At 45.6% G+C, this 23531-nt stretch carries 21 protein-coding genes; 6 read left to right on the top strand and 15 right to left on the bottom strand.

The features are described 5' to 3' along the window. Positions 1-3: 3 nt before the first annotated feature. From DWZ47_RS03745 to DWZ47_RS03785, 9 genes are all read right to left on the bottom strand, one after another. Entirely contained in the window at positions 4-1218 is a 1215-nt protein-coding gene (locus tag DWZ47_RS03745; protein WP_008647235.1) for a glycosyltransferase family 2 protein, read from the bottom strand. Between the two features lie 64 nt (positions 1219-1282). Further along, positions 1283-2782 carry a hypothetical protein gene (locus DWZ47_RS03750; RefSeq protein ID WP_008647236.1) on the bottom strand — a complete coding sequence of 500 codons (1500 nt, stop codon included), beginning with the start codon at positions 2780-2782 and terminating at the stop codon, positions 1283-1285. A 13-nt stretch (positions 2783-2795) separates the two neighbouring features. Further along, complete coding sequence (locus DWZ47_RS03755; RefSeq protein WP_004300359.1) at positions 2796-3650, bottom strand: glycosyltransferase family 2 protein; 855 nt, start codon at positions 3648-3650, stop codon at positions 2796-2798. Between the two features lie 14 nt (positions 3651-3664). Then, positions 3665-4822, bottom strand: a complete 1158-nt coding sequence (locus DWZ47_RS03760; protein WP_087317923.1) for a glycosyltransferase family 4 protein — start codon at positions 4820-4822, stop codon at positions 3665-3667. Positions 4823-4861: 39 nt separating this feature from the next. Further along, complete coding sequence (locus DWZ47_RS03765) at positions 4862-5989, bottom strand: glycosyltransferase family 1 protein (RefSeq protein WP_117512343.1); 1128 nt, start codon at positions 5987-5989, stop codon at positions 4862-4864. Positions 5990-6053: 64 nt separating this feature from the next. Continuing rightward, entirely contained in the window at positions 6054-6965 is a 912-nt protein-coding gene (locus tag DWZ47_RS03770) for an SP_1767 family glycosyltransferase (RefSeq protein WP_117512344.1), read from the bottom strand. A 2-nt stretch (positions 6966-6967) separates the two neighbouring features. After that, positions 6968-8422 (bottom strand): lipopolysaccharide biosynthesis protein, encoded by a 1455-nt coding sequence (locus tag DWZ47_RS03775; RefSeq protein ID WP_087321877.1) that lies wholly within the window; start codon positions 8420-8422, stop codon positions 6968-6970. Continuing rightward, the gene (locus DWZ47_RS03780) at positions 8415-9527 is read right to left on the bottom strand and encodes a glycosyltransferase family 1 protein (protein WP_117512345.1); all 1113 of its coding nucleotides are present in this window, start codon (positions 9525-9527) and stop codon (positions 8415-8417) included. The genes DWZ47_RS03775 and DWZ47_RS03780 overlap by 8 nt, the downstream gene beginning before the upstream one ends. A 74-nt stretch (positions 9528-9601) precedes the next feature. Further along, a complete protein-coding gene (locus tag DWZ47_RS03785) occupies positions 9602-9940 on the bottom strand; it encodes a hypothetical protein (protein ID WP_008999386.1) in 339 nt (112 codons plus the stop codon). A gap of 148 nt (positions 9941-10088) precedes the next feature. Between DWZ47_RS03785 and DWZ47_RS03790 the strand changes: the two genes are divergently transcribed. Together DWZ47_RS03790 and DWZ47_RS03795 are read left to right on the top strand one after the other, a co-directional pair. After that, positions 10089-11045 carry a Lin1244/Lin1753 domain-containing protein gene (locus tag DWZ47_RS03790; RefSeq protein WP_175353847.1) on the top strand — a complete coding sequence of 319 codons (957 nt, stop codon included), beginning with the start codon at positions 10089-10091 and terminating at the stop codon, positions 11043-11045. A gap of 181 nt (positions 11046-11226) precedes the next feature. Beyond that, complete coding sequence (locus DWZ47_RS03795; protein WP_117512347.1) at positions 11227-13020, top strand: bifunctional DNA primase/helicase; 1794 nt, start codon at positions 11227-11229, stop codon at positions 13018-13020. A gap of 41 nt (positions 13021-13061) precedes the next feature. Here the strand turns inward: DWZ47_RS03795 and DWZ47_RS03800 are convergent, their stop codons facing one another. Beyond that, positions 13062-13319 carry a DUF4248 domain-containing protein gene (locus DWZ47_RS03800; RefSeq protein ID WP_004300371.1) on the bottom strand — a complete coding sequence of 86 codons (258 nt, stop codon included), beginning with the start codon at positions 13317-13319 and terminating at the stop codon, positions 13062-13064. 192 nt (positions 13320-13511) lie between these two features. Here DWZ47_RS03800 and DWZ47_RS03805 point away from each other — a divergent pair, with 192 nt between their 5' ends. From DWZ47_RS03805 to DWZ47_RS03820, 4 genes are all read left to right on the top strand, one after another. Beyond that, positions 13512-15071 (top strand): ATP-binding protein, encoded by a 1560-nt coding sequence (locus DWZ47_RS03805; RefSeq protein ID WP_117512348.1) that lies wholly within the window; start codon positions 13512-13514, stop codon positions 15069-15071. A gap of 193 nt (positions 15072-15264) precedes the next feature. Then, positions 15265-15807 (top strand): HU family DNA-binding protein, encoded by a 543-nt coding sequence (locus tag DWZ47_RS03810; protein ID WP_004300374.1) that lies wholly within the window; start codon positions 15265-15267, stop codon positions 15805-15807. 56 nt (positions 15808-15863) lie between these two features. Next, positions 15864-16169, top strand: a complete 306-nt coding sequence (locus DWZ47_RS03815) for a hypothetical protein (RefSeq protein ID WP_008647257.1) — start codon at positions 15864-15866, stop codon at positions 16167-16169. A gap of 4 nt (positions 16170-16173) precedes the next feature. Continuing rightward, positions 16174-16620 carry an N-acetylmuramoyl-L-alanine amidase gene (locus DWZ47_RS03820; protein ID WP_004326953.1) on the top strand — a complete coding sequence of 149 codons (447 nt, stop codon included), beginning with the start codon at positions 16174-16176 and terminating at the stop codon, positions 16618-16620. A gap of 103 nt (positions 16621-16723) precedes the next feature. On the opposite strand, the gene DWZ47_RS03825 is transcribed toward DWZ47_RS03820, so the two are convergent. Genes DWZ47_RS03825 through DWZ47_RS03845 form a run of 5 tightly spaced genes read right to left on the bottom strand, consistent with a single transcriptional unit; the run spans position 16724 to position 23531 of the window. Then, a complete protein-coding gene (locus DWZ47_RS03825) occupies positions 16724-17842 on the bottom strand; it encodes a glycosyltransferase family 4 protein (RefSeq protein WP_117512349.1) in 1119 nt (372 codons plus the stop codon). Positions 17843-17868: 26 nt separating this feature from the next. After that, complete coding sequence (locus DWZ47_RS03830; RefSeq protein ID WP_032843438.1) at positions 17869-19062, bottom strand: glycosyltransferase; 1194 nt, start codon at positions 19060-19062, stop codon at positions 17869-17871. Positions 19063-19067: 5 nt separating this feature from the next. Then, positions 19068-19994: a glycosyltransferase family 2 protein gene (locus DWZ47_RS03835; RefSeq protein WP_008647266.1), complete on the bottom strand. Its 927-nt coding sequence runs from the start codon at positions 19992-19994 to the stop codon at positions 19068-19070. Further along, positions 19991-21319, bottom strand: a complete 1329-nt coding sequence (locus tag DWZ47_RS03840; protein WP_117512350.1) for an O-antigen ligase family protein — start codon at positions 21317-21319, stop codon at positions 19991-19993. Before DWZ47_RS03840 ends, DWZ47_RS03835 begins: the two co-directional genes overlap by 4 nt. After that, positions 21309-23531 carry a GumC family protein gene (locus DWZ47_RS03845; RefSeq protein ID WP_004326955.1) on the bottom strand — a complete coding sequence of 741 codons (2223 nt, stop codon included), beginning with the start codon at positions 23529-23531 and terminating at the stop codon, positions 21309-21311. The genes DWZ47_RS03840 and DWZ47_RS03845 overlap by 11 nt, the downstream gene beginning before the upstream one ends.

Raw genomic sequence — 23531 nt, forward strand, 5'->3', positions numbered from 1 at the left:
GTTTTACCTTTCGGCACGCTTCGCCTTTTCCCAGGCTCCGCTTCCTTTTTTCTTTTTCAGATAACGGATGCCTTTCAATACATTGACATTCATAAATAGGAAATAGTAGGGGATAAAAAGCAACTTGTTTTTTATCTGTTTGGTGGATAGATAATATCCCCAATATCCCAATCCGTAAAAAAGAACCTGCATGGCAAGCAGCACTCCGTAGAATATCGCGGAACCGCCCAACAGCAGAATTACAATATTCAGCGGGAAGAGCGCGAACAACAGGAACGGAGTAATAGACCACCGCAATACCCGGTGCGACGTATATTGAAAGCTAAGTATCCCGTAACGGAAAGGATTCAGCAACGGACGAAGTCGCCAGATAGACTGCAATCCTCCGGCAGCGATGCGCACTTTCCGCTTTTCTTCTTCGCGCATATCTGCCGAACCGCTTTCGATGGCGTAAGCATTGGTGCAATAAGCAATGGTGTAACCTTTCATGGTGATCCGGAGCGAAAGAATAAAATCATCGAGCAACGTGTCCGGTTCCATTGCTTCGAATAGTTCACGACGCACGGCAAACAGTTCGCCTGCTGCTCCTACGGCCGAGTAGAGCCGTGCATCAAGTGCTTTCAGGGTTGATTCGTATTTCCAGTAAATACCTTCACCACCGGCAGCCGCCCCGTCTTTGGTTTGTACGGCGATCCGTTTTTCGCCGGCCGCGCAGCCCACTTTCGGGTCTTGGAAAGCAAGTACGATTTCCCGTATGGCTTCCCGGTTTACCATGGTGTTGGCGTCCGTAAAGACGACGAGCGGAGTGTCCACCAACGTCATTCCACGTGTCATTGCAGCCGTCTTACCCTGTCGTAGGGGTTGGAAGTGTACGGTCGCTTTCCCCTGCCAACGGGTTTGCAGTCGTTCGTTCGTACCGTCATCGCTTCCGTCCGTCACCCATACGATGTGCAGCTTGTCCGCAGGATAATCCAGCTCAAGACTGTTCTCCATCTTTTCGTCTACAACATCTTCTTCGTTGAATGCCGTAATGAAGAGGGTAACTTCCGGCAGGTCTGCGTCCGATGCCGGCAACGAACGCTTCACAGGCTTCACGAAAAGCTCTTTCAACTTGACAAGAATATAAAGCACAATTCCGTAGCCCAGGTATGTGTAGAATACAATGAACAGGGCAAGCCAGAAAATAATTTCAAGACAAAGGGTAATGGTTTCGTTCATAGCTATATTTGTTTATTTTTCTTGTATCGTTTACATTCAGCTCTTATTAGCCTCTTATTTCATTTTATTCAGCTCGTTTCTTCAACTCCGTCTTTTTATCCGAATCTTTCAGCATATTCACAAAGTAGTTGGCGTCCGCTTTGGCAGAAACATCTGTCGGATTCGCTTCATATCGTTTCACGAAATTCTCGGCGTGTTCCGCCAGGTATTTCCGGCAGTCGATATTTAGCATGAAGAAATCTTTATGGTCACCATAAGAGAGTCCTGTAACATCTTCATTTGATTTTATGCTTTCAATGTCCTCCATTTTAAGCCCGAAAATATTTACAGTCACGGAAGGGTAATAGAAAGGAGCGGAGTCCTCTCCATTCAGATTTAGTGTCAGTTTCCACGTGTGCGTATTTACCTGTTTGATTTCCGGTTTGCTGTGCAAACGATAGTAATAATATTCATAATATTCTTCCTGGTTGGTAAACCACATAGAGTCGTCACCATCTCGTCCGTATGTGTCGTTGAGCCATTCCAAGAAGTTTACCCAACCGGTATCTGTATTATGGGCACCTATAGAAATAGCTGCCCGCTCTTCTTTTGGATTTTCCATTTCCTTGAGAATAGCCGCCTTAATCATATCCGGATTTGTCAGCCCGCTACCTTCGGGTGGGTCATAGAAAGCTCTTTCGATCACTACTTGTTCAATATCTCCGTTTTCTTGAAATGGATAGAGTTTTGTAGCTCCGCTTTGTGCACACAGGGTTCTGATTTTATCATATCTCAAAGCCGCTTTGATATAATTTTTATCTCCATTAGGCTCTGCCAGCATTTTACAAGTTCGATTATTCAGTTTCTCACGTATCATGCTTTGAGCAACAGGAAATTGTGCCAGCAACTTATCTTCTGTTTTATCTTCGTCAGGTAGATTCAAGTCATGGAAAGCGATGCTTACTCCGTAATTCATCATTTCCTGCAAGTTGCCCCATACTAACATTGTTTTTTTATAAAAGCGGAAATAATCTCTTGTATATCCATTTTGTACCCATGTTTGTGTGTTCATTAAATCATCGTCGGCAGCCACGGTAGTTCCGAAAGAGAAACGTACTTCCTGTCCGGTACCATTGGTGGTAGCTAATGTTTTTCCCAATGAATAATAATCAGGAGGCAAATCACCGTTTTGCAGATGAGCCAGATCGCAGTAGTAAATATAAGATAAAGGTTTGCCATGAATGGCAGCCCATGTATATGAAAAGGCTGAATGCATACAGTCGTCCTGTGTCATCAGAAACAGCCAATCTTTGTTATATTTCAATGTTGGTATTTCCGTATACAGATATCCTACCTGTCTGTCTGCTTTCAGGTGGATGGTTATTTCTATTTCTTTATCGGCTGTTTCATTACCGAACGGGTATATGAATTCCGTTTCGCAGATGACATCCCGCCTCTTTCCATTATCCTTGTTTTCATCCTCGTCTTTATCTCCTTGATATAGATTCAGTTTGCGGATACATCCCGACATAACTAAGCCAATAATTAAAAATAAAACGATACCGATATTGAGATTCTTGCACATAGGCTTTCCTTTCTTACTTCTTTTTTACTAGATTACTCTCCTCATCCTTATATTCCTTCTTTTGGGTGAACAGTCCTCCGATACCTTTTAATCTGCTGACGACACGCACCTTGAAACTATTGAACAGAGTTCCGTCGGCTCCCACCGTCCCATATCCGGTGACGGCACGCGCACGTCTTTTCCGTACAAATGCAATCTTTCCAAATTGCTTGAGCTGCAAAGCCAGATATCCGTCTTCACCGCGGATAATATCCGTGCGGATTCCCGTTTTCCTCGCACATTCCGTCCGGTAAGCAAATACCAGTCCGCGCACACTAAGCTCCGGACGCTTGAAAGACTGCAACCATAAATGCAAGTCGCGTGCAGCCTCATAGATTTTCAGCCCCATCCAAGAGTGATCCTTGTCGGGAATATAACTCCAAAGCGAGCTGACAGCCACTACACCCGGCTTTTCGAGCGCATCCACCATTGTTTCCACATACTTTGCCGGATACATCGTGTCAGAATCAATGTTGATATGATATTTTCCACGGGCATGGTTCAGTCCGCAAAGACGGGCAAAACCACAACTATGTTGCGTTTCCGTGAAATAAGGCACACCGCAAGCCTCGTAAATCTCCGCAGTGCGATCTTTCGATTCGTTGTCCACACCAATGATTTCTACAGGATATTTACATTTCATCTCGCTCAACGACCAGAGACAGGCGAGCAGATGTTTTTCCTCATTGTATCCGATGAGTGATACAGTGACAAGCGGTTCGTTACTCTGCAATCCGGCCAGATTGCGGCGTACTTCCTCGATAACGGCTTGCGGAGCTTCCGCAAAAGGTTTCTCATAAACCTGTAAATACTTAGAATACCATTCCATAGATATTGAATGCTTTATTTGTTTTCATTAACCGGGATAATCAGGCTTTCAAATAGTTGTTTCCATTGTTCGGCAATATTTTCTATTCGGAAGCGCTGGACGTCCATACGCGCCTGCTGTCCCATTTTCTTACGTATATCTTCATTCTCTATTAAATAAGAGATTTTCTCCGCCAGTTGTTCGATATTCCCGTCTTCTACCAGCAGACCGTCTTTTCCGTCGCTGATAATATCCCGCGGGCCGCAGGGACAGGTGAATGATACGGGCGGCACGCCACATGCCATTGCTTCTATAATAACCATTCCAAAACCTTCGAAACGTGATGAAAGGGCAAAAATTGAACTTTCACAGTACTTGTCGACAATATTGGAAACAGTAGGTTCCAATATACAACTGGCAGTAATTCCTAAAGAGTCAATCTGCTGTTGCAGTTGCTCACGCATACCGTCTCCGTAGATACGCAGTATCCAGTCGGGATGCTTTCTGGCAACGAGTTGCCAAGCCGGGATCAGGCGGTCGAATCCTTTCTGCGGAACATATCTCCCTACCGCTATTACCTGTTTATGGCTATTGTCAGATATTTGGTCGGGAAAAAAAGGAAGAGGGTTATGGATCACTTCAACATTATCCAGTTCCGTCCATTCCTGTGCATCCTCGTGGCTCAATACGATGAAACGTTTCAACTGGCGAAGTTGCCGGTATAACTGCTCTCTCCAATAATTGCTTACGATTGTCCGTAAGAATGCGGGCAGACGGCTGTTGCTGAAATCTCGGTAATTAGATTTGTTAAAGTGTATTTCACCCAACTTTGTGCTGCCGTCCGTCATCCGATTGATGAAATTGATGTCACGACGGAGCAGGGAGATAGTAATGTCCGGACGAATTTGGTGCAGACATTCGTTGAGTTTCTTTTTAAAACGTCCTTGTTTCGCAATATATTTAGGTAGTTTTTTATAGAATGACATTCCGTTCAATTCATCATAATCAATGTCAAGTTGATGAAGAGTGATGGACGGATGCAGTTCGTAGTACGGTTTCTTGCCCTTCCCGTCTGTGAGGATGATATGTATTTCATAACCAAACACTTCGGCGAAGTAATTTGCTTTTAGTGTCAATACCCGTTCCATGCCGCTAGGGTAGTAGAGGGCGGGGATGCAGTAGGCTATTTTCATGTTTATCAGAATATTGTTTGTTATTAATTGTGTTTTTGTTTATTTATCTTTAGTCTTTATGGCGTCGATCACTTTCTGCATTTGCGCCTTCCACGATAGCGGGCAGACTGATTCGCGTATCTCGGCAGGCGTCATTTTCAGCGTTTTCCGGAAGTCGATCAGTCCCTGAATATCCACCGGAGATTCGTCGGGTGCCACCTTCCATACATACGGCATGTGGTCGAAGTCGTCGTCGGTTTCCGAGTAAGTGAACGCGAAGCCACGTGCGGCATACTCTCGGTTTTTCAACGTTTTGATATACGTAATTCCGCTGCGGTGGCGTCCCAGGCTGCCAATGGCAAAATCTGCTTTTTCGAACATCGCATCCAGTTCGTCGCCATGCAAAGGACCATGCAGAAGAACATACGGTTCGAGATGGTTGTCACGGACAACAGGCAAGATCCCCGCCCGTTCCCGTTCGCCGGACAGCGGGCCTACAATATGGAAATATACTTTATATTCCGGATTGTTGCGGTAATAATCTGCCAATCCGCGCACAAGGCGGTCGAAGCCGTGCCAGTAGTGCACTTCCGCCACTCCGATCAAGTGCAACTCTTTCGAAGTGTCATTCTGCTGCTGCTTCATCGGAATCGCCTCAAAATCAATTCCGTTGGAGATGCGTATGGTGTTTCCGCCAAATATTTCTTCCGCATTGGAGAAAGTGACGATACCGTCCAGAGCCTTTGCGAGCTTGTGACGGAAACAGCGGTCGATGGCTAGATGAAATTTCATGGAACGGGTGACGTACTCCTGATCGTAAGGATAAGTAGGAATTTCCATCACCACTTTTGCGCCTGTACGTTTCAACGACTTCACCAGCCGGAGGGTGAACGGACTGGCATTGTGAAAAGAGCGCATATATACAAAGTCGATTCCTTCGCGGCGTGCATAGTCAAGAATAGGAGAGTAGTAGACACGTTTCCAAATCTTTGCGGCAAAGCCCGTGCCGAAATCAGCGATCACTTCGTCATCCACCATCCAACGCCGTTCGCCATAAGAGGTCACATCATAATGACACAAGCGAACATCCACTCCACAATCTTTGAGGGCTTTCACCTGATAACGTATCTTCTTACTAATTCCGTTGGCCTCATTGAAGCCGTGAAATATAAGGAAAAGAGCTTTCATTCTTATTTTCAGTATTCAATAATTGTTTATTCTGTTTTTTCTTTCTCAAACTGTTTTTTCTTCCTCAAACGATTTGGGCGATGATTTGTTTCCGGTATTCTTCTCCGGCATCCGCCACTTCGCTGCCAATGGCAGTTTCGTTGACATATTTTCGTTCCAGTTTCACTTTTTTATGGGCTCCCATCCGCCACCATTCATACTCTACGTCCACATGACCAACGTCGATGGCCTGATAGCCGGCTTTAAACAAATCGTAGGCCAACACAGTGGCTGCGGGGCCGAGGGCAACCAGAAACAAGGCTTCTTTTTCCACTTTGCAGGCCTCCCGCTTGATGTCTTCCAGGCGTTCGAATGCATCTCTGGGCGGACAGAGAATACGCCGGATGCTCCGGGCATTATCGAAAAGATCGTTGCCCACTCCGAGCCGGCTTTTCTCCCCTTCGATGAAGACGATGTCCCGGTTCTCCCAAATGCCTTTCATGTCGTGAAACCATCGGGCGGAATCTTCTTTGCGGGCAAAGTCCATATAAGGACGGGTGACGAATGTATTGTAATATTTTCGTCCCGCTACCAGCAAACGGTCCCACCACGAACCGTACAGATAAAAATGAGTTCTCCAGAACCGGCGACTTTTGCGATTGTAGCGATACAAATCGCGGAATGCGTCGGAGATGCAGACAATATGTCCTTCTTCGTGACTTTGCAGCACTTCGGTTAGTCTTTTAGCCAATAACGGGTCACCTTTCTGGAAACGGATTTCCTTTTCCGGACTGGTGAGCAACACTTCACCATCGCCAAAACGGCTGACAGAGCAACGGTCGTCGATGATTTTACGTATCGTTTCGTCGATGGAAGCTACTTGCGGTGTGATTTTTCTCTTTTTCCGCAAGACGATGTACCAGAAATTGTACCATTCCACAGTGCTACCATAACTTATTTTATAACGTAGCGTTATAAAAATGTCGCGTATATTCATAGCTATAGACTTTTTTTTCTTAACGACCGCACTTTACCGATCATGTCATACTCATGCGTCATCTGTATATAAATGCCAAAGATAATAAAACTAACGATACCTTTAGCAATAATTGTCACAAAAATGTTCATCCCTTCCAGCGCATACTGCATTGGAATGAGGGCTAATGCTATCAAAATGCTAATCACCAACGGAGAAATAAGCTGACGGATGAACGGCCAGGCACTTTGCCGGAAGGTCACCCGGTACATCTGCCAATAACACTGTATGAAGTTGATGGTGAATGTCACCACAATGCAACTGGCCACTGCTGTCAGGGTTCCGAAATGGAAGATGCCGAGCAAAATTCCCGCCACGTTGAACGCGGACGAAAACACTCCGCACACAAACAAACTTCGTGTATCGCCTGCCGCCTGAAAGATGGAGCCGGACGAAGAGAGTATAATCTGAATCCCTACGGAGAGCGACAGTATCCGGAACACGGGTACGGACGGCATCCATTGATCGCCGAAAATAATAAGCGTCACTTCCTCTGCCGTGAAGAAAAGCAGCACGCTAAGCGGCAGACCGATAAAGGCGAGGAAACGGACGATGCGTTCGTAGGAACTCAACAGTTTTCCCTTGTCATTCTGGAAATCGCTGAAAATAGGGTGCATCACCGGAGTGATTACCTGCGTGATATTCTGCAAGGGCAGCATCATCAAACGATACGACTTTTCGTAATATCCCAGATCGGACATACTCATATATTTACCAATCAGCAGTTTGTCCAGATTGCGGCTGAAATAGTTGATGACATTGAACAGGAATTGATAGGCGGAATAGGAAAATATTTTCCGGAGTACCCTCAATCCGAGTGTGAAACGCAACCGTTGCGGGTAACGCTGAAAGGAAATTACGAAGATCAGTACGCTGGATACGATTGGGTTGATAATCAATGCGTACAATCCTGCTCCGCAGAGGGCGGCGGTTACCGCGGCTGCACCTGCCGAAATCTGAATGACGAAGCTACGGATAGCAATGAATTTAAATTCTTTGTTCCGGTAGAACATGGCTCCCGGCACAATGGTGGCGGAGGCGAAGAACAGGTTGACGGACAGCAGTTGGCACAGGATGCGCAGGGTGTCGCTTTGGTAGTAATCGGCGATGATCCACGAAGAAGCGAAAAACAGGATGCTGATTCCGATGCCCGTCCATATAGTAAATGAGAAGATGTCCGACAAATCATCTTTAGTCAGCGATTTGTGCTGCACGATGGCGGGAGACACTCCCATGTCGGTGAGAAGATTGAAGAAGGCGATGATGACGGTGGCAACAGCTACGATGCCGAAGTCGTCCGGTGATAGCAGACGTGCGAGAATTCCTGCCACAACAAGGGATATGACGACGCCACTGTATTTGGCCAGCGCTGTGTAAAATACCCCCGAAAATAGTTGACTCTTAATGTTATTAGCCATTGATTGCTTGTTTATATGTTTGCGCGTATGCTTGTCCCACTTTGCGGATGCTCATGTTTTCCATACCGTATGCGTAATTCACTTCCCCTTGTCCCCATGCGGCAAGTCGGCGGGCTTCTTCGAGTGCTCGCAGGATGTCTTTCTTGTCGTCGGGATCGAAAGTAGGGTTGCCGGTTTCGGAAAGCAGTTCGCCGATGTTTCCCACCTTGGGACCCACCACGACTTTGTGGTAGAGGAAGGCGAGGGGGACATTACCCGAATTCAGTATATCTTTCCGCTGGATGAATATCACGTCTGAAGCAGCCATATAGTAGGGCAGATCGCAGTTGTCTATCAGCTCGTCGTTGGCTCCCGCCTGTAGTTTATACATACGGTTGAGCAGCGGCATGAGCAGATAGTATCCGGCTTTTGAAATCCATCGTTTGATGATATTCCTGCCATAGCTGTTGCGTCTCGAAAAGGGGTAGAGGCGCGGAGCCAGCAGCATCTTGTGCTCCTCGTCCCAGGCGCGGAAAGCTCCGAGCACCATGCGTATTTCTTCACGGTTGCGGAATTTTCCGAAAGCCGTGACGATGAATGCATCTTGCGAGAGGTTGAGATACTGACGTGCACGCTCTACGCTGATATCTTCTTTATAGGTATATTGGTAAATGTGATGAGGAATGACAACATTCTGACTGTCAGGATACTTCGTGAGAAATTCGTCCCGGCTAAACCGTCCCATGTGTACAACGATATCACTCTGCGATTCGATAATGTCATAGGCCCGGCTGATGATTCCGTTTGCGTAATGCGGACGGACATTGTGGCGTGTGTAGACAAAACGCGTTCCCCTGGAACGAAAAAGACTGATTCGCTCTTCCAGACGCCTGATGATATCGGGATCGTTGCACGCCCATCCCACCACTTCTTCCGGCCACTGGAAATGTATGATATCATAATGTTTATCCGAGTCCCAAAACTCTTTTGTGGAACATCGCACGTCGATTCCAGCCATTCTGATAGCATCGCATAAGATAGGAACAAATAGATTGTCGGTTTCTCCGTTTTCTCTGAAAACGATCAGTGCTTTTATTGATGGGCTGTCTGTTTCGCTATCATTCATTTTTTAAGTTTTAAAGACTTTTATTACATTGCAAATGTAATAAAACTTATGATAAGTTTCTTCTTTTCTGTGTTTTAATTGCAGTTTAAGTTGCTATTTGAGGAAATCTGAAACAGGTCTAATGCTTTTATAAGCCGTTTTTCTTCTTGGGTATAAGGAATGTGGTGACTTTCGATATATTGCTTGAGAAAGATGCAAGCATGTATGAAAATGTCTGTCTTCATATAGCTGGTGAAATTTGTGTAGCGGTGGTAGGAGGCTTCACTGATGTTGATATGAACGCAGAGGTCTCCTATGACTAGCTGTGACGTTTTCAGGAGCTCTTTTATCAGCTTTATTCTGTTCTGATAATGCTCGCTTACTATTTTATTTTCTTCTATTTCTTCCAAAGTTTGGTTGCGTTTTGTATCCATATTGTTTGGGGTTATTAATAATATTTGGCAAAGGTCTGATAAAAAATATATAATCCAACTCTCATTTTTGCGATAGCTGGAATAAAATACATTTCGCACCTTTGCGCCCCGGAAGTATTAAATGTGGAATAATAAATGATAAATGAAAATGAAGAAAGATCAGTATTTCAATTTGGAGGTAAATTTGTTGAATGACGACAATATTGCCAGTATGATGTCGGAGATGAATGCCGCGGAAGCACTCGGAATTTACGTGATCTTGCTGTTGCATCTGCGCACTAAAGATGCTTATGAGGCGTCGTGCAAACCGGTTTTACTGAAGGCCATGGCCCGGCGGTATGATGTGGATGAAGTAGCGGTGGAGCGGGTGCTTCGCGAATTCGATCTCTTCGAACTGGATGAGGAACGACAGATGTTTCGTTCTTCTTACTTGGATAGGGTGATGAAAAGCTTGGAAGAGAAGCGGAAAATGGACATCGAAAACGGTAAGAAAGGAGGGCGTCCGAAAAAGGTGGCAAAAAGTGCTGAAACGCCCGTCAGTAAAGGGAGAAAACCCACTGAAAACCAGAAGAGGAGAGAAGAGGAGAGTAAAGGAAGTGTTTCTGTTGTAAACAATAATAGGAGTAATATAGAAACACCGTCGTCTCTTGTGAGCCGTTTGGCGGATGAAGGCAATCATTGTCCGTTACAACCCGTGTTGCCTTGGGAAAAGTTGGTGGACCAACTTTCTACTTTCCAGTCATATATGGAATTGGCCGGGCAGCATTCCGGTTTGGGAAAGCTTTTTGTAGACCATCAAAAACTTATTCTGGAAATCTTCAAAAAACATATCCGCCTTTATGACAAAGGAGCCGGACTGCTTTTCCCGGAGGACGTGAAACGGTATTTTTCAAATTATATCGCGGCCGGTTCCGTTACTTGCCGCACGTTGAGGGAAACCTTGCTGAAAGAGCTTGAGAATACGGTCGACAAGGATGTGAACCGCTTTGAAAGCGTCGTCGACGGGCGGCGAACGTATCTGGGACATCTTATTCCGGCTGATGCGCCGCCACGTCCCGATGCATCGGCGGTGTGGGATGATGTGAAGAAAAGATGGGCGCATTAATCCGGCAGATGACCGGCTTCGTCCGGCAGGTTGTCGATGTTTGTCTGGTAGGTTGTTGATGTTCGTCTGGCAGGTAACGGAAGCTCGTCCGGCAGGTGGCAGACACTTGTCCGGCAGGTAAGTCCTCTGCGTGTGAATGATTATTTTAAACTATTTTTAAATTAGAAAAAAGGAAAAAATTATGAGAAATTTTGCCAACTATGATGTCGACATCCACGGTAAATCGAGTGGAGTGCTCAAGACGATTTGTAAAAAATGTCTTCCTACCCGCAAGAATAAGCGCGACCGTTCGCTACGTGTCAACGTCGACACGGGCCACTGTCACTGTTATCATTGTGGTGCTGATTTTTATGTTCCCGATGATGTGGAAGAGCGCAGGAATGCCGAACGTGCGGTAGCCCGCAAGCGTCGTGCGGCAGCCATTCCGCAGCATTTTCAGCGTCCGATGTTCGATGTTTCGAAAACCACGCTTTCCGAAGACACGGAGCGTTGGCTGGTGGAGACGCGTTGCATCCCGCAGTCCGTCATAGCTGCCCTACGCATCACCGAACAGGAAGAATTTATGCCGCAATCCGGCAAAAAGGAACGTTGCATCTGCTTCAACTATTTTGAAGGGGAGCAACTGATAAACACCAAATTTCGCGCTCTCCCGAAACTTTTCAAAATGGTGCAGGGTGCCGAACTGATTCCCTACAACATCGACTCCATTGTGGGGCAGACCTCCTGCATTATCCACGAGGGCGAACTGGATGCTGCTTCCTCCATCGCCGCCGGATTTCAAAGTGTCATCTCCGTGCCGGCCGGAGCCAATTCGAACCTCTCCTGGCTCGACCGTTTTATGGAGACGCACTTCGAGGACCTGGAAGAAATCATCATTGCCGTTGATGCCGATTCTGCCGGAATCCGGTTGCGCAATGAACTCATCAACCGGTTGGGAGCTGAACGCTGCCGGGTGGTGACTTACGGTCCAGAGTGTAAAGATGCCAACGAGCATCTCTGCAAATATGGTATCGCCAGTCTCCGTATCGCCATCGAACAGGCAGCAGAAGTTCCGCTCGAAGGGATCTTCACCGCTGCCGACTTGCATGACGATCTGCGGGCTCTTTTCGACAACGGCTTCGGTCCCGGAGCGGAAACGGGATGGGAGGAGATGGATAAGATCTGCACGTATGAACGTGGGCGAAGTGTCTACGTCACCGGAGTTCCCGGTGCAGGAAAATCCGAGTGGGTGGACGAATTGGTGTTGCGTCTCTGCCTGCGGCATCAATGGAAAATCGGGTTCTTTAGCCCGGAAAATACCCCTATCGTCTATCATCTCCGCAAACTGATTGAGAAACTCACCGGACACCGTTTTCAAAACGGCTGTGGCATGACGGAGGGACTCCTTGCGAACTCGGAAGATTTTCTGACTGAAAACGTCTCTCATATCTCTCTGAAAGGTAATGTTTCTCCGGATCGTGTACTGGCCAAGGCTCATGAACTTGTTGTCCGCCGCGGCTGCCGCATTATTGTCTTCGACCCGCTCAACCGTTTCGACCATAACCCGCAACCGGGACAGACGGAAACGCAATATATTTCCAACCTGTTGAATAAATTTACAGAATTTGCCGTGCAGCATAATTGCCTGCTCGTGGTTGTAGTCCATCCTCGTAAAATGAACCGTAATCCTGTCACGGGCATTACCCCTCGTGTGGAAATGTACGACATCAACGGCTCTGCCGATTTCTATAACAAGGCGGATTATGGTATCATTGTGGAACGTGACAAGGAGGTTGGTGTCACCCGCGTATATGTGGACAAGGTGAAATTCAAGCATCTTGGTGTCGGTGGAATGGCATCCTTTGTCTACGATCCCGTAAGCGGACGATACCTGCCCTGTGAAGAATCTCACGACCCTTCTCTCTCCGCTGACCTGCGTGTCCGAAATACGATGTTCGACAACTCCTGCTGGCTACCTGAAAAAGAACTGTTTTAGGGTATTAGGTATTAAGTAATACTTGACACTTAATACTTTAATTAGGGTTCTTGTAGCACTTCGATGATGAGCCTTACTTGTGCGGGAGTGTAGTATCTGGCGCGTGGATTCATGCCGGTGGCCAGGAGCCGTTCTTTTAGTCCGGGTGCAGCTTCAATCCATTCGTTGAATCGGTCTACTGCGCTTTGTTGCAGGATATTGGGGAGGTACAACAAGGCAAGTTCGCCTTTCCCATAGGTGCGGTATTGGAATGTTTTTTCTTCTTCTTGTTCGGGGAGAATCTTGTTTTTTGTTTTCATTTATAGTTGTGCTTTTAGGTTGTTGTATTTGAAGTAAAGTTACTCATTTTTAGTGGAATAGGCAAATTTTGAGAGCGGATGTTCGGGTGAATTCATAAAAGAATTCATAAAAGAATTGATACTAATAGAATACCGATTCTTGAAATTTATCGTATCTTTGTTTACGTTTCACGTTAAAAGCATAGAAAGAGGATGGAAGGAACATTCAGACGCTATCCGATAGGGATACAGAGTTTCGAGAGACTACGCAATGATAATTGTGTGTATATTGATAAGACAGAGTTGATTTATCGTTTGGCTAATTCGGCTAAGGCTTGTTTTCTTAGCCGTCCCCGACGCTTTGGAAAGAGTCTGTTAGTTTCCACTCTTGCAGCCTATTTCTCTGGTAAAAAAGACCTGTTTAAGGGTCTGATGATGGAACAGTTGGAGAAAGACTGGACGGTTTATCCCGTGTTGCATATTGATTTCAGTATCAGTAAGTATATGAATGCGGGGATGCTGCGCTCCGCTATCAACAATCGCTTGGTGGAATGGGAACGAATTTACGGATGCGACACGAGCGAAGACACTTTCAGTCTCCGTCTGAAAGGTATTATCAAACGTGCTTACGAGCAGAGCGGACGTCAGGTTGTGTTACTTGTAGACGAATATGATTCTCCTATGTTGGATAGCAACAACAATGAGGAGTTGCAAGCTGAAATACGTGGCATCATGCGCGACTTTTTCAGTCCGTTGAAAGCGCAGGGAGAATATCTTCGTTTTCTTTTTCTGACCGGTATCAGTAAATTTAGCCAGATGAGCATCTTTAGTGAATTGAACAATCTTCAGAACATAAGTATGCAAGATGCTTATAGTGCCATTTGCGGTATAACGGAAAATGAATTGCGTACACAGTTGGAAGAAGATATAAGAAGGATGGCCGAGGCGAACGGTGAAACGTATGATGAAGCGTGTATACATTTGAAACAACAGTATGATGGGTATCATTTCAGTGAAAATAGTGAAGACATTTACAATCCGTTTAGTTTGTTTAATGCATTTGCTCAAAAGAAATATGCCAATTTCTGGTTCTCTACCGGTACTCCCACTTTCCTGATAGACATCTTGCAGCAAAGCGATTTCGATATTCGTCAACTGGATGGCGTTTCGGCGACTGCCGAGCAGTTTGATGCACCTACCAATGTCATTACAGACCCGCTTCCGGTACTTTACCAAAGCGGTTATCTCACTATCAAAGAGTATGACCGGGATTTTCAGATCTATACATTGGCTTATCCTAACAAAGAAGTTCGGAAAGGCTTTATCGAATCATTAATGCCGGCTTATGTGCATTTGCCTGCTCGCGAGAATACATTTTATGTAGTATCGTTTATCAAAGACTTACGGGTCGGCAATCTGGATCAATGTATGGAGCGGATCAAATCATTTTTCGCCTCTATCCCCAATGATATGAATAATAAGGAGGAGAAACACTATCAGACCATCTTCTACCTCCTGTTCCGGCTGATGGGGCAATATGTGGATGCAAAAGTGAAGAGCGCTGTTGGCAGGGCCGATGTTGTGATAAAGATGCAGGACGCTATCTACGTATTCGAATTCAAAGTAGACGGTACTCCTGAAGAAGCGTTGGCACAGATCAATAGTAAACAGTATGCGATTCCTTATCAGGCAGATCATCGGAAAGTTATCAAAGTGGGAGTTAATTTCGACAGTAGTACGCGAACTATTGGAGAATGGATCATTGAAAACTAGGGAATGATCTTACATATTCCTACATATTTCCACATATTCCGGTATAATTTGTATAATTCGGTGTAATCCGTTTTAATCCGGCATAATCCGGTGTAGTCCGGTGCAATCCGGCAAGTCGTCAACGTGTTGTCGTATCTTTGTTTCATCAACAGAAAGGGAGAATGTACTTCTTTTCGTAGAAACAAGTTATATTATGGCAACAGTTACAGTTGTGCGCTACAAGCGCAGAAAACGGCTCGGTGATGATAAATCACCGATGATGTACCTTCTCAAGCCCAAGGCTGGGGAGTCGAAAATCTATTCAATCGATTCACTGGCACAGGAAATCGAGTCTATCGGGTCGCTTTCGGTGGAAGACGTGTCGCATGTGATGAAATCCTTTGTCCGTGCGATGAAAAAAGTGCTTGTGGCAGGGAATAAGGTGAAAGTGGATGGACTGGGTATTTTTTATACCACGCTGACCTGTCCGGGTGTGGAACAGGAAAAGGATTGTACGGTGAAAAATATCACTCGCATCAATCTCCGTTTCAAAGTCGACAACTCATTGCGTCTTGCCAATGACAGCACGGCAACTACTCGTGGCGGGGATAATAACATGATGTTCGAATTGTATACGGAGAAGAAGTCCGCTGCCGGAGGAAACGGCGGTGACGGCTCCGATGATGATGGTAAAGGTGATGGGGGAGAACCCGGTGGTGGTAGCGGTGGTGGAGAAGCTCCGGATCCGGCAGCATAAACCGCTTTGATTGACTCTGTTCTCAATTTATTAATTTATCATCTCAATCTATTAAAATGTTAGATAAAATTATCGAAATCATCATGACGATTCTGCCTTTTCTGGGTAGTAGCCGCAAGAAGCGCCAGATTATGGCGCAAGAAGTGAAAGAGTTCAGCGAACTAGTGAAAGACCAGTATACTTTTCTGATGCAGCAGTTGGAGAAAGTGTTGAAGGATTATTTCGACCTTAGCTCGAAAGTGAAAGAGATGCACGCGGAGATTTTCTCGTTGAGAGGACAGTTGACGCAGGCTGCGGCTCTGCAGTGTAGCAGCAAGGAATGTGTGCAACGAGTACAGATGGTCGCTGAAACGGAGGGATGAATTTATGCGAACCATCAATTTGATTGTGATCCACTGTTCCGCCTCAAGGGTAGATAGGAATTTTACGGAAGATGATTTGGAAGTGTGCCACCGTCGGCGTGGTTTCAACGGGACGGGTTATCATTTTTATATCCGCAAAAATGGAGATATAAAGACCACCCGTGAGATTGAACGAATCGGTGCGCACGCAAAAGGACACAACCAGAACAGTATTGGCATCTGTTATGAGGGTGGACTTGACTGCCACGGTCATCCTGCCGATACTCGTACCGAATGGCAGGTTCATTCAATGCACGTACTGATTCTTACGCTCTTGCGTGATTATCCCGGCTGCCGGGTGTGCGGACATCGGGATTTGAGCCCCGATCTGAATGGAAACGGAGAGATTGAACCCGAAGAATGGATTAAGGCATGTCCGTGTTTCGAGGTGAAAGCCGAGTGGGATGGTTAGATAAAATCACCTTCGCTACAACTATCTGTGGCGAAGGTGATTTCGTTAAAAAGGGAAGTTTTGACACATTCTCTTTTTGATTTAGTTATTGCTTTTTGGTATTTTACTTGGCAAATTCTTTATATATTTTCAGCAGCGATTCTGCCGTATTCCGCCATGAAAACAACTGGCTACGTTGTATGCCATATTCCACTTGTTGCTGATAGAGTGTCTGGTCATTTTCCAGTTGCAGTATTTTTTTTGTAATATCATTGGAGTTGAACGGATCTGCCAGTAAAGCTCCCTCGCCTGCAATTTCGGGCATGGCTGATGTGCTTCCCGCAATGATGGGCGTTCCGCAAGCCATTGCCTCCAGCATCGGGATGCCGAAACTCTCGCGAAGCGATGGATAAAGGAATGCGAATGCACCGCAATAGAGTGCTGCAAGGTCGGTATTCGCAATGTATCCCGGAGCGTGGATATAACTCTTGATTTCTGTAATATTTTCTTCTTCCAATATCCGGTCGATAACATCTTCCTTGAGGTCGGCAATGAGCAATGGCAGCTTTTGGGTGGATTGTTTCAGATAGTCGCTATATGCTTTCAGCACTCTGGGAGTGTTCTTCTTAGGGTCGGTGTTTCCCAGAAAAAATAGATAATTGTCTGTATCAATATATTTTCGGGTGATCTCCGGAGCTTTGGGTTGTACATGGAAATGACTATTGAAACCGTTGTACACGGCTACTAATTGTTCTTTCGGCAGATGCAGCACGTCAAGGATTCGTTCACGCTCAAATTGCGAGACTGTAATAATTTTCTCGCAGTTGGCCAATACGCGTGGTACTACCATCCGGCGGTAAAACCATCCCATTTCCTGATACCAGGTGAAGCTGGAAGAATGACGTTTTTCTAAATAAATAATGTCGTGTAGTGTTAGTATTAATGGTACGGGACATTGCAATGGGGCAGTATTGCTTGTGCAGTGCAATAAATCGGGCATGATTTTTTTTACTGCGCGTGGAAGAGCCACTTGTTCCCAAAGGGGGTAAGTGGGGCATTTTAGTTCGATAATATGCACATTTTCCGATTCTTCCAAGCATCTGTCTTCACCAGGAGTAACGAAGATGAAATATTCGTTCTCATGGTCTATTTTTTGCAATTCCCGGATACTTTCAAGAGCAACGAAATCCATTCCGTGTTTATTAGTGCGGAAAATTCGTTGGGCTTCAATAGCGATTTTCATTGTTATTTTCTTGTTATGTTTGATTTTTATTTATGGTGTTCACCATGCTCCGTATGGATAAACTTTTTATTGGCTCCTTTCAATTTAAATAAGTTACCAATCATAGTAACAGCCAGCATAGGCATTTTGGTGATTGCTTTCCCTACCTGTTTGGTAAATAGTCTGCCGCCCGGTACGGGTAGCGTCATGGCCGCTACTTGTGCAGCCGACAATATCCACCATTTGATGGCTATCATCCATTCGTTGCTGCCATTGCATAGGCTCAATATAAGGCCGATAATGGTAAAGACAAAGGTCAAGCCGAATACTCCTGCCAACTGAATCAATCGTGGCGGAAGCATCCATTGGCATATCTTGTCGCAGTAATCGAAATTTCCTTGCAAAAATGCTTTGGGTAGGTGAGGCAGCGAAGCACGGAGTGCACCGAATTGTGCAGCTATCCAGCGTTTGCGCTGGTTGCTGATGGCCTCTTTCTTTTGCGTTTTCTCGTCGAACACAAGCAGGTCGGGCAGATAAACGGTATAGATGCGCTGTTGCAGGAGCATGGCTTCCAATTCTTTGTCTTCACCTGCTGTCTGGAGATATTTCACGTTCTGATGAAACCATTCTGCTTCGAATGCCATTCCCGAACCGGATAGCCCGGCAGAAAGTCCTACTGCGTTGTGTCCGCTGCGGAAGAATCCATTGTTTATTTCTTCGCTGGCGCTGTCGAGCACGGAAATGTCTGTGTTCAGATTCTTTCCTGTCCGGTGCGCCTGTACGGATTTTATGCCGCTGTCAAAAACACGGTTGATGGTAGACAGGAAATCGGGCGTGGTCATGTTGTCGGCATCCATGATGACTACAATGTCGAATGCATTTGTATCAATGGAATCCATGGCCATTGCCAGTGCTTTGGCTTTCGAACTTTCCTTGTAATTTGCCATCAACAGGCGGATGGGAAGGGCGGCCAGAGCGTCGTTTGTTTCCGGTCGCATCTGATCGGAAATGACTATGATCTCATAGAGTTCCTTCGGATAATCCTGTTCAAGAAAGCTCTGTATGGAAGCAACAATCACGCGGTCTTCCTTGTAGGCGGGAAAGAGCACAACGATGCGTCGGAGCGTACGGGCTTCGGGGTATTGGGGAGCCCGGTAAAACTTGGAGGCAATAGCGTATAGTAATAGGTAGCATACGCAAAATACCAGGGGAATGTAGAGAATCCAGTCAATAATGTTCATAGTATCTAGAGTTTTTTAAGTGTGCTATTGTTAGTATCTGATGAAGACATGAATAGCCCTGTGCAGACTCCATAATAGGTGGCACAAAACAGGTCGAAACGGCCTTTGAAAGCGAATGACAGACTGTTTTTGCCGGCTGCAATGGTGCTCTGGTAAAGTACGGACATCAATCGTTCCATGCCTTTCATATTACGGCGGGCATAGAGCAGGCGATTTCGTGTCAGGAAATAGGTGCGTAGTTTGCTTAGTTGACCGGTGCTTTGGCTTTCTTTATGAAAAACAGTGCAACGCGGCTCATACCATAGCTCGTAGCCGGCACGGGTCATACTTGTGCTCCAGTCGAGTTCTTCGTAATAAAGGAAGAAGATTTCCGGCATCATTCCGATTTTTTCGATCACTTCGCGTTTGATAATCATGGCTGCCCCGTGTAGATAGGGGGTAGGATGGGGGGTATCGTAACTTCCGTCATCGGGACAGTCGAAACCCAGCATATTGTTGCGCAATGTTATCTTTGTCAGCGGGGTAAATCCTGCAAACTGTATGTGTTGCGGCGGAAAGGCGAAACGTATTTTAGGAGACACGCCTCCGATTTCCGGACGACTTTCCAATCGTTCCACCAAGTAGGCGATTTCATCGGATTCGATATATGTATCGTTATTGATAAGGAAAATGTATTTGCCTTTTGCTGCACGGATGCCAATGTTGTTGCCACCGGAAAAACCTCCGTTCTCATTGCTGCGGATGCTGATAACCGTTGGGTATAATTCGTGTATTTTGGCTGCTTCATCTTCGCGTGAAGCATTGTCTACCACTATGATTTCATAGCTCACAGACTTCAGCTTTTTGTGCAGTGATTCTATCAGTTCACAGGTGTCTTTGAACCCGTTGTAACAGATGGTAATAAATGATATGTCGGGACTATTGTTTGTCATTCTTGTTCGTTGATTTCGTTATTAGATAGCTGCCGTTCTTTTTCTTCGCTTTCTTCTTTTTTTTCACTGATGCGCTTGTCGATATGTGGAGCTGCAAAACAGAGTGCAAAGCCTATGTATACGGGCAACTGGTTGGGATACTGCATAATGTCGTTGACATAAGTGGCGATAAAAAATCCGGCATCCATACAGAGCCACGCTGCGATAAGTCCACGCAGGCCTTTGTTGCGTACTTTAAACATGAGTATCCAGGAGCACCAGGCAAAGAGAATGCCGTGTATGGAAAGGTAGAGTATCAGTCCCACAATTCCCGTTTCCACCCATACGCTGACTAGCCATGAGTCGGGAGGGTAGGGCATTTGCTCTCGTGAATCGAAGTTACCGGCTTTGGAGAGTCCAATGCCGTAGCCTAACGGTTTCTTTGCCATCAACTCTTTCATTCTTTGCCGGTTTTCGACACGCACCTGGTAGGAAGCGTCTTCGGATGGATGGAAAGAGGAGCGCATCTTGTGGATATATTGGTTCCCGCTTCCGATATTGGTATAACTGAAGAACACGAAAACGCTGATGGATATGAATATACCTGCCAATAACGCTTTCCAGTTTTTGGCAATGACGGTTATCATCAACATTCCTCCCATGATGACTCCCATAGCTGCACGGGTTCCCGAAATACCCATTCCGTAAAGTCCCCCGACGGCGATGCAGAGGAAGTAAATGCGTAGCCATTTGGACTCCACAAAGAAGGCGGAGATGGCAAAGACTACAGCGGACATGGCGGCATGTACTCCGTAGTTTGCTGCGTCGGAGAAGCAGGAAAAATAGCGGATACCCGACCAGATGATATGTGTACGCCATCCACCCAGCACGTGCAGGAAATAGAGGTCTTTGGAGCTGAAACCATAGTTTTTTTGCCAGTAACCTTTTATCGTAAAGACGAGGACGAATACCGACCAGATGATTAATAGCAGCTCGATGTCTTTTTTTGTGCGGACAACGAGCGGAACAACAAAGGCGCATATTAAAGGTATCAGCGCATAAGGGGTAAGATTGATGTTCCATGCTGCCAGCACGTTGTTGGGATTAAGAATTTCGAGAAGATAGAAGCACAACCAGATTGTGAACATATAGGTCATGATGTTTTGACCTGCTTTCCAGTTGGTTTGTTCATCATTGTTAAGTTGTATCAAACAGATAGTAGTAAATAACAAGATAATTATCATAGAGAATAACCCTACCTTGATATTTACTAACATACCTGCTGCAACCAACACAAATTGTAAAGCAAACAGGATATGGAAAGTCACTATCTTATTATTCGTCATCGTCTTCTTCAGTCTCTTTCGCTTTTCTACTTAGATTGAATATGATTTTTTCTGTAAGTGACAATTGGCTGAAACGATAGCTGACTCTGCGTAATAAGGTATATGGCGGAAGTTGTCCGGTGAAATCTTCCACTGCCTCACGCTTGGCGTTGGTCAGGCACACACGGAACGGAACATCCGTTTTACCCATTTGTGTCGTGAGCTGTTCGCAAAGTTGTTTGTCGATGGTTTTCCATCCGCGGTCTGCCGGGCTGACCAAAATGTTGACATTAGCGTCGTGCAACAGTGCAGTCGGGATATTGCTTGATGACAATGGCGGATAGGCAACGATTAGTATGTCTTCTCCTTGCAGGGTATAAAAATCGGTAATGTTTTTTGCAAGCAGATATTGAGTAGAATCTGTGTTAAAATCTTCTCCATACGTGATGAATCTCGTATTTAACATCCGGCTTTGCATATATCCGCAGATCAGATTTCCAACGATGTCCTCACCGGAGTTTTCGCTGGTACTGAACAGGTTGATGATAAATACTCCGGGGGATTTCCGCTTTGTCAGGAAGCGGAGTATGGAGTTGCTCAATTCTTTGATGGAGAGTTGGACGTAAGTTTTGGCTAGTCCGCCATAACGGGAAGAGGAGGGGCTGGGAACGGCTCCTATTACCTTAAATCCGGTCACTCGTTTGGTTCGGTTTGCATCACGCAACGTTCTGTCAAGAATCTCGATTAATAATAATAGAGCGATGATTATCAGAAAACTACCTATGCAGGCGGCAATGACAATCTGCTTGCGGTTGGTTGAATTGGATGCAATCGGATAGGTCGGTTCATTGAGCACTTTCAATGTAGCAGAAGTCATTTCCAGATTTTTCTTTCTCAACAGGGCTTCGTTGTAGCTTTGTAACACGGTCAGGTAACTGCGTTCCGTAAAGTTGATGGAACGTTCTTTTTGCTTGATGGTGGTACCCACAGGGGCAAAAAATACATAACGGTCGTTCAATTCCTGACGGGCATTTTGTACAATTAGTAGTTCGGCCTTAGCTTTTTCAAACAACAGAGTTTGTTCCAGCCATTGGTCGATGATATTGGTCCGGCTGGCACCTTCTTTGGTGTATTTATGACTTACGTAGGAAGTGGTTAAATCATTTAATTCTTGTTTAAGTTCGCTCAACCGTTTTTTGTCACCTGTCAGAGATCCGGTATCTTTTTGTTTGGAGTCGCTCATTGCTTCCACTTCCGAGATTTTGCTGGTGATATTGGATGCTTCTCTTAATTTGTCCACAAATTCCATATTCTTGAGCACTTGCTTGGCATTGCTGTCCATGTGCTTCTCCAGTTCTTCGAGCATTGACTTGGTACTGTTGTATGCAAAAAGTGCATCTTGTTCCCGCAGCTCGAATTCTTTACTGATGGCCGCGATTTCTTTGGTTTCGTCCAGATAGTTGATGATACGTTTTTCTACGTTGTACTTGGTCAGGTCGTCTTCCTCCGAGTTGAGTTTTTTGCCGATGCGTTTCAACTCTTCCTCAAAGTATTTGATGACTTTGTCTGTTTCTCCGTAGCGAATACGGCGGTATTCTTCCACAAATTCGTCCATCAGGATGCTTACCGTGTTGTAGGCTATGCCGGGATCGCCGGAAGTATAGCTGATGTCCAGCAAATCACTCGTGAGCCGGCGTTGCACTTTGATGTTTTTCAAAGCGTTGTAGCTATAGAAAGGGTGATTGTAGTAGAACATTTCATAGATGTAGTTACCTTTTTTCGGACGCATATATGCTTCCAGATTGGCAACTGTTTTATCTTCGCTCGATTTGTCGATCAGCTTTAATATTTCCGGTCCATGCGGACTGTTTTTTAAGTGGTTATAGGTGTAATTGTAGCTGGATGGGGTGACTCCGTCGTTGTCATTGTCCGGATTTCCCTGGATAAGTACACGGGCAAATAATCGCAGGAATACTCTTTTCAGGGTGCTCTCGGCTTGCATGATACTTATCAGGTTGTCCATCGAATTTTGTACTGTCGCCCAGTCTGTGCGTTTATCGCTTTCCAAGTTGTATCCCGAGGCTACTCCGGTATAAAGTGTTGCTTTCACGTCGTATCCACCTTGCATGTGACGCGTATAGTAGAAGACGAGTAACGTGAAGATAGCGGTCCCTACCAGTATTAGCCAACGGTGGCGAAAGAGGGTCCGTATGATAGAAATGATGAAGTTCAT

The sequence above is a fragment of the Bacteroides sp. AF32-8BH genome (assembly GCF_003435205.1).
Classification (GTDB): Bacteria; Bacteroidota; Bacteroidia; order Bacteroidales; family Bacteroidaceae; genus Bacteroides; species Bacteroides ovatus.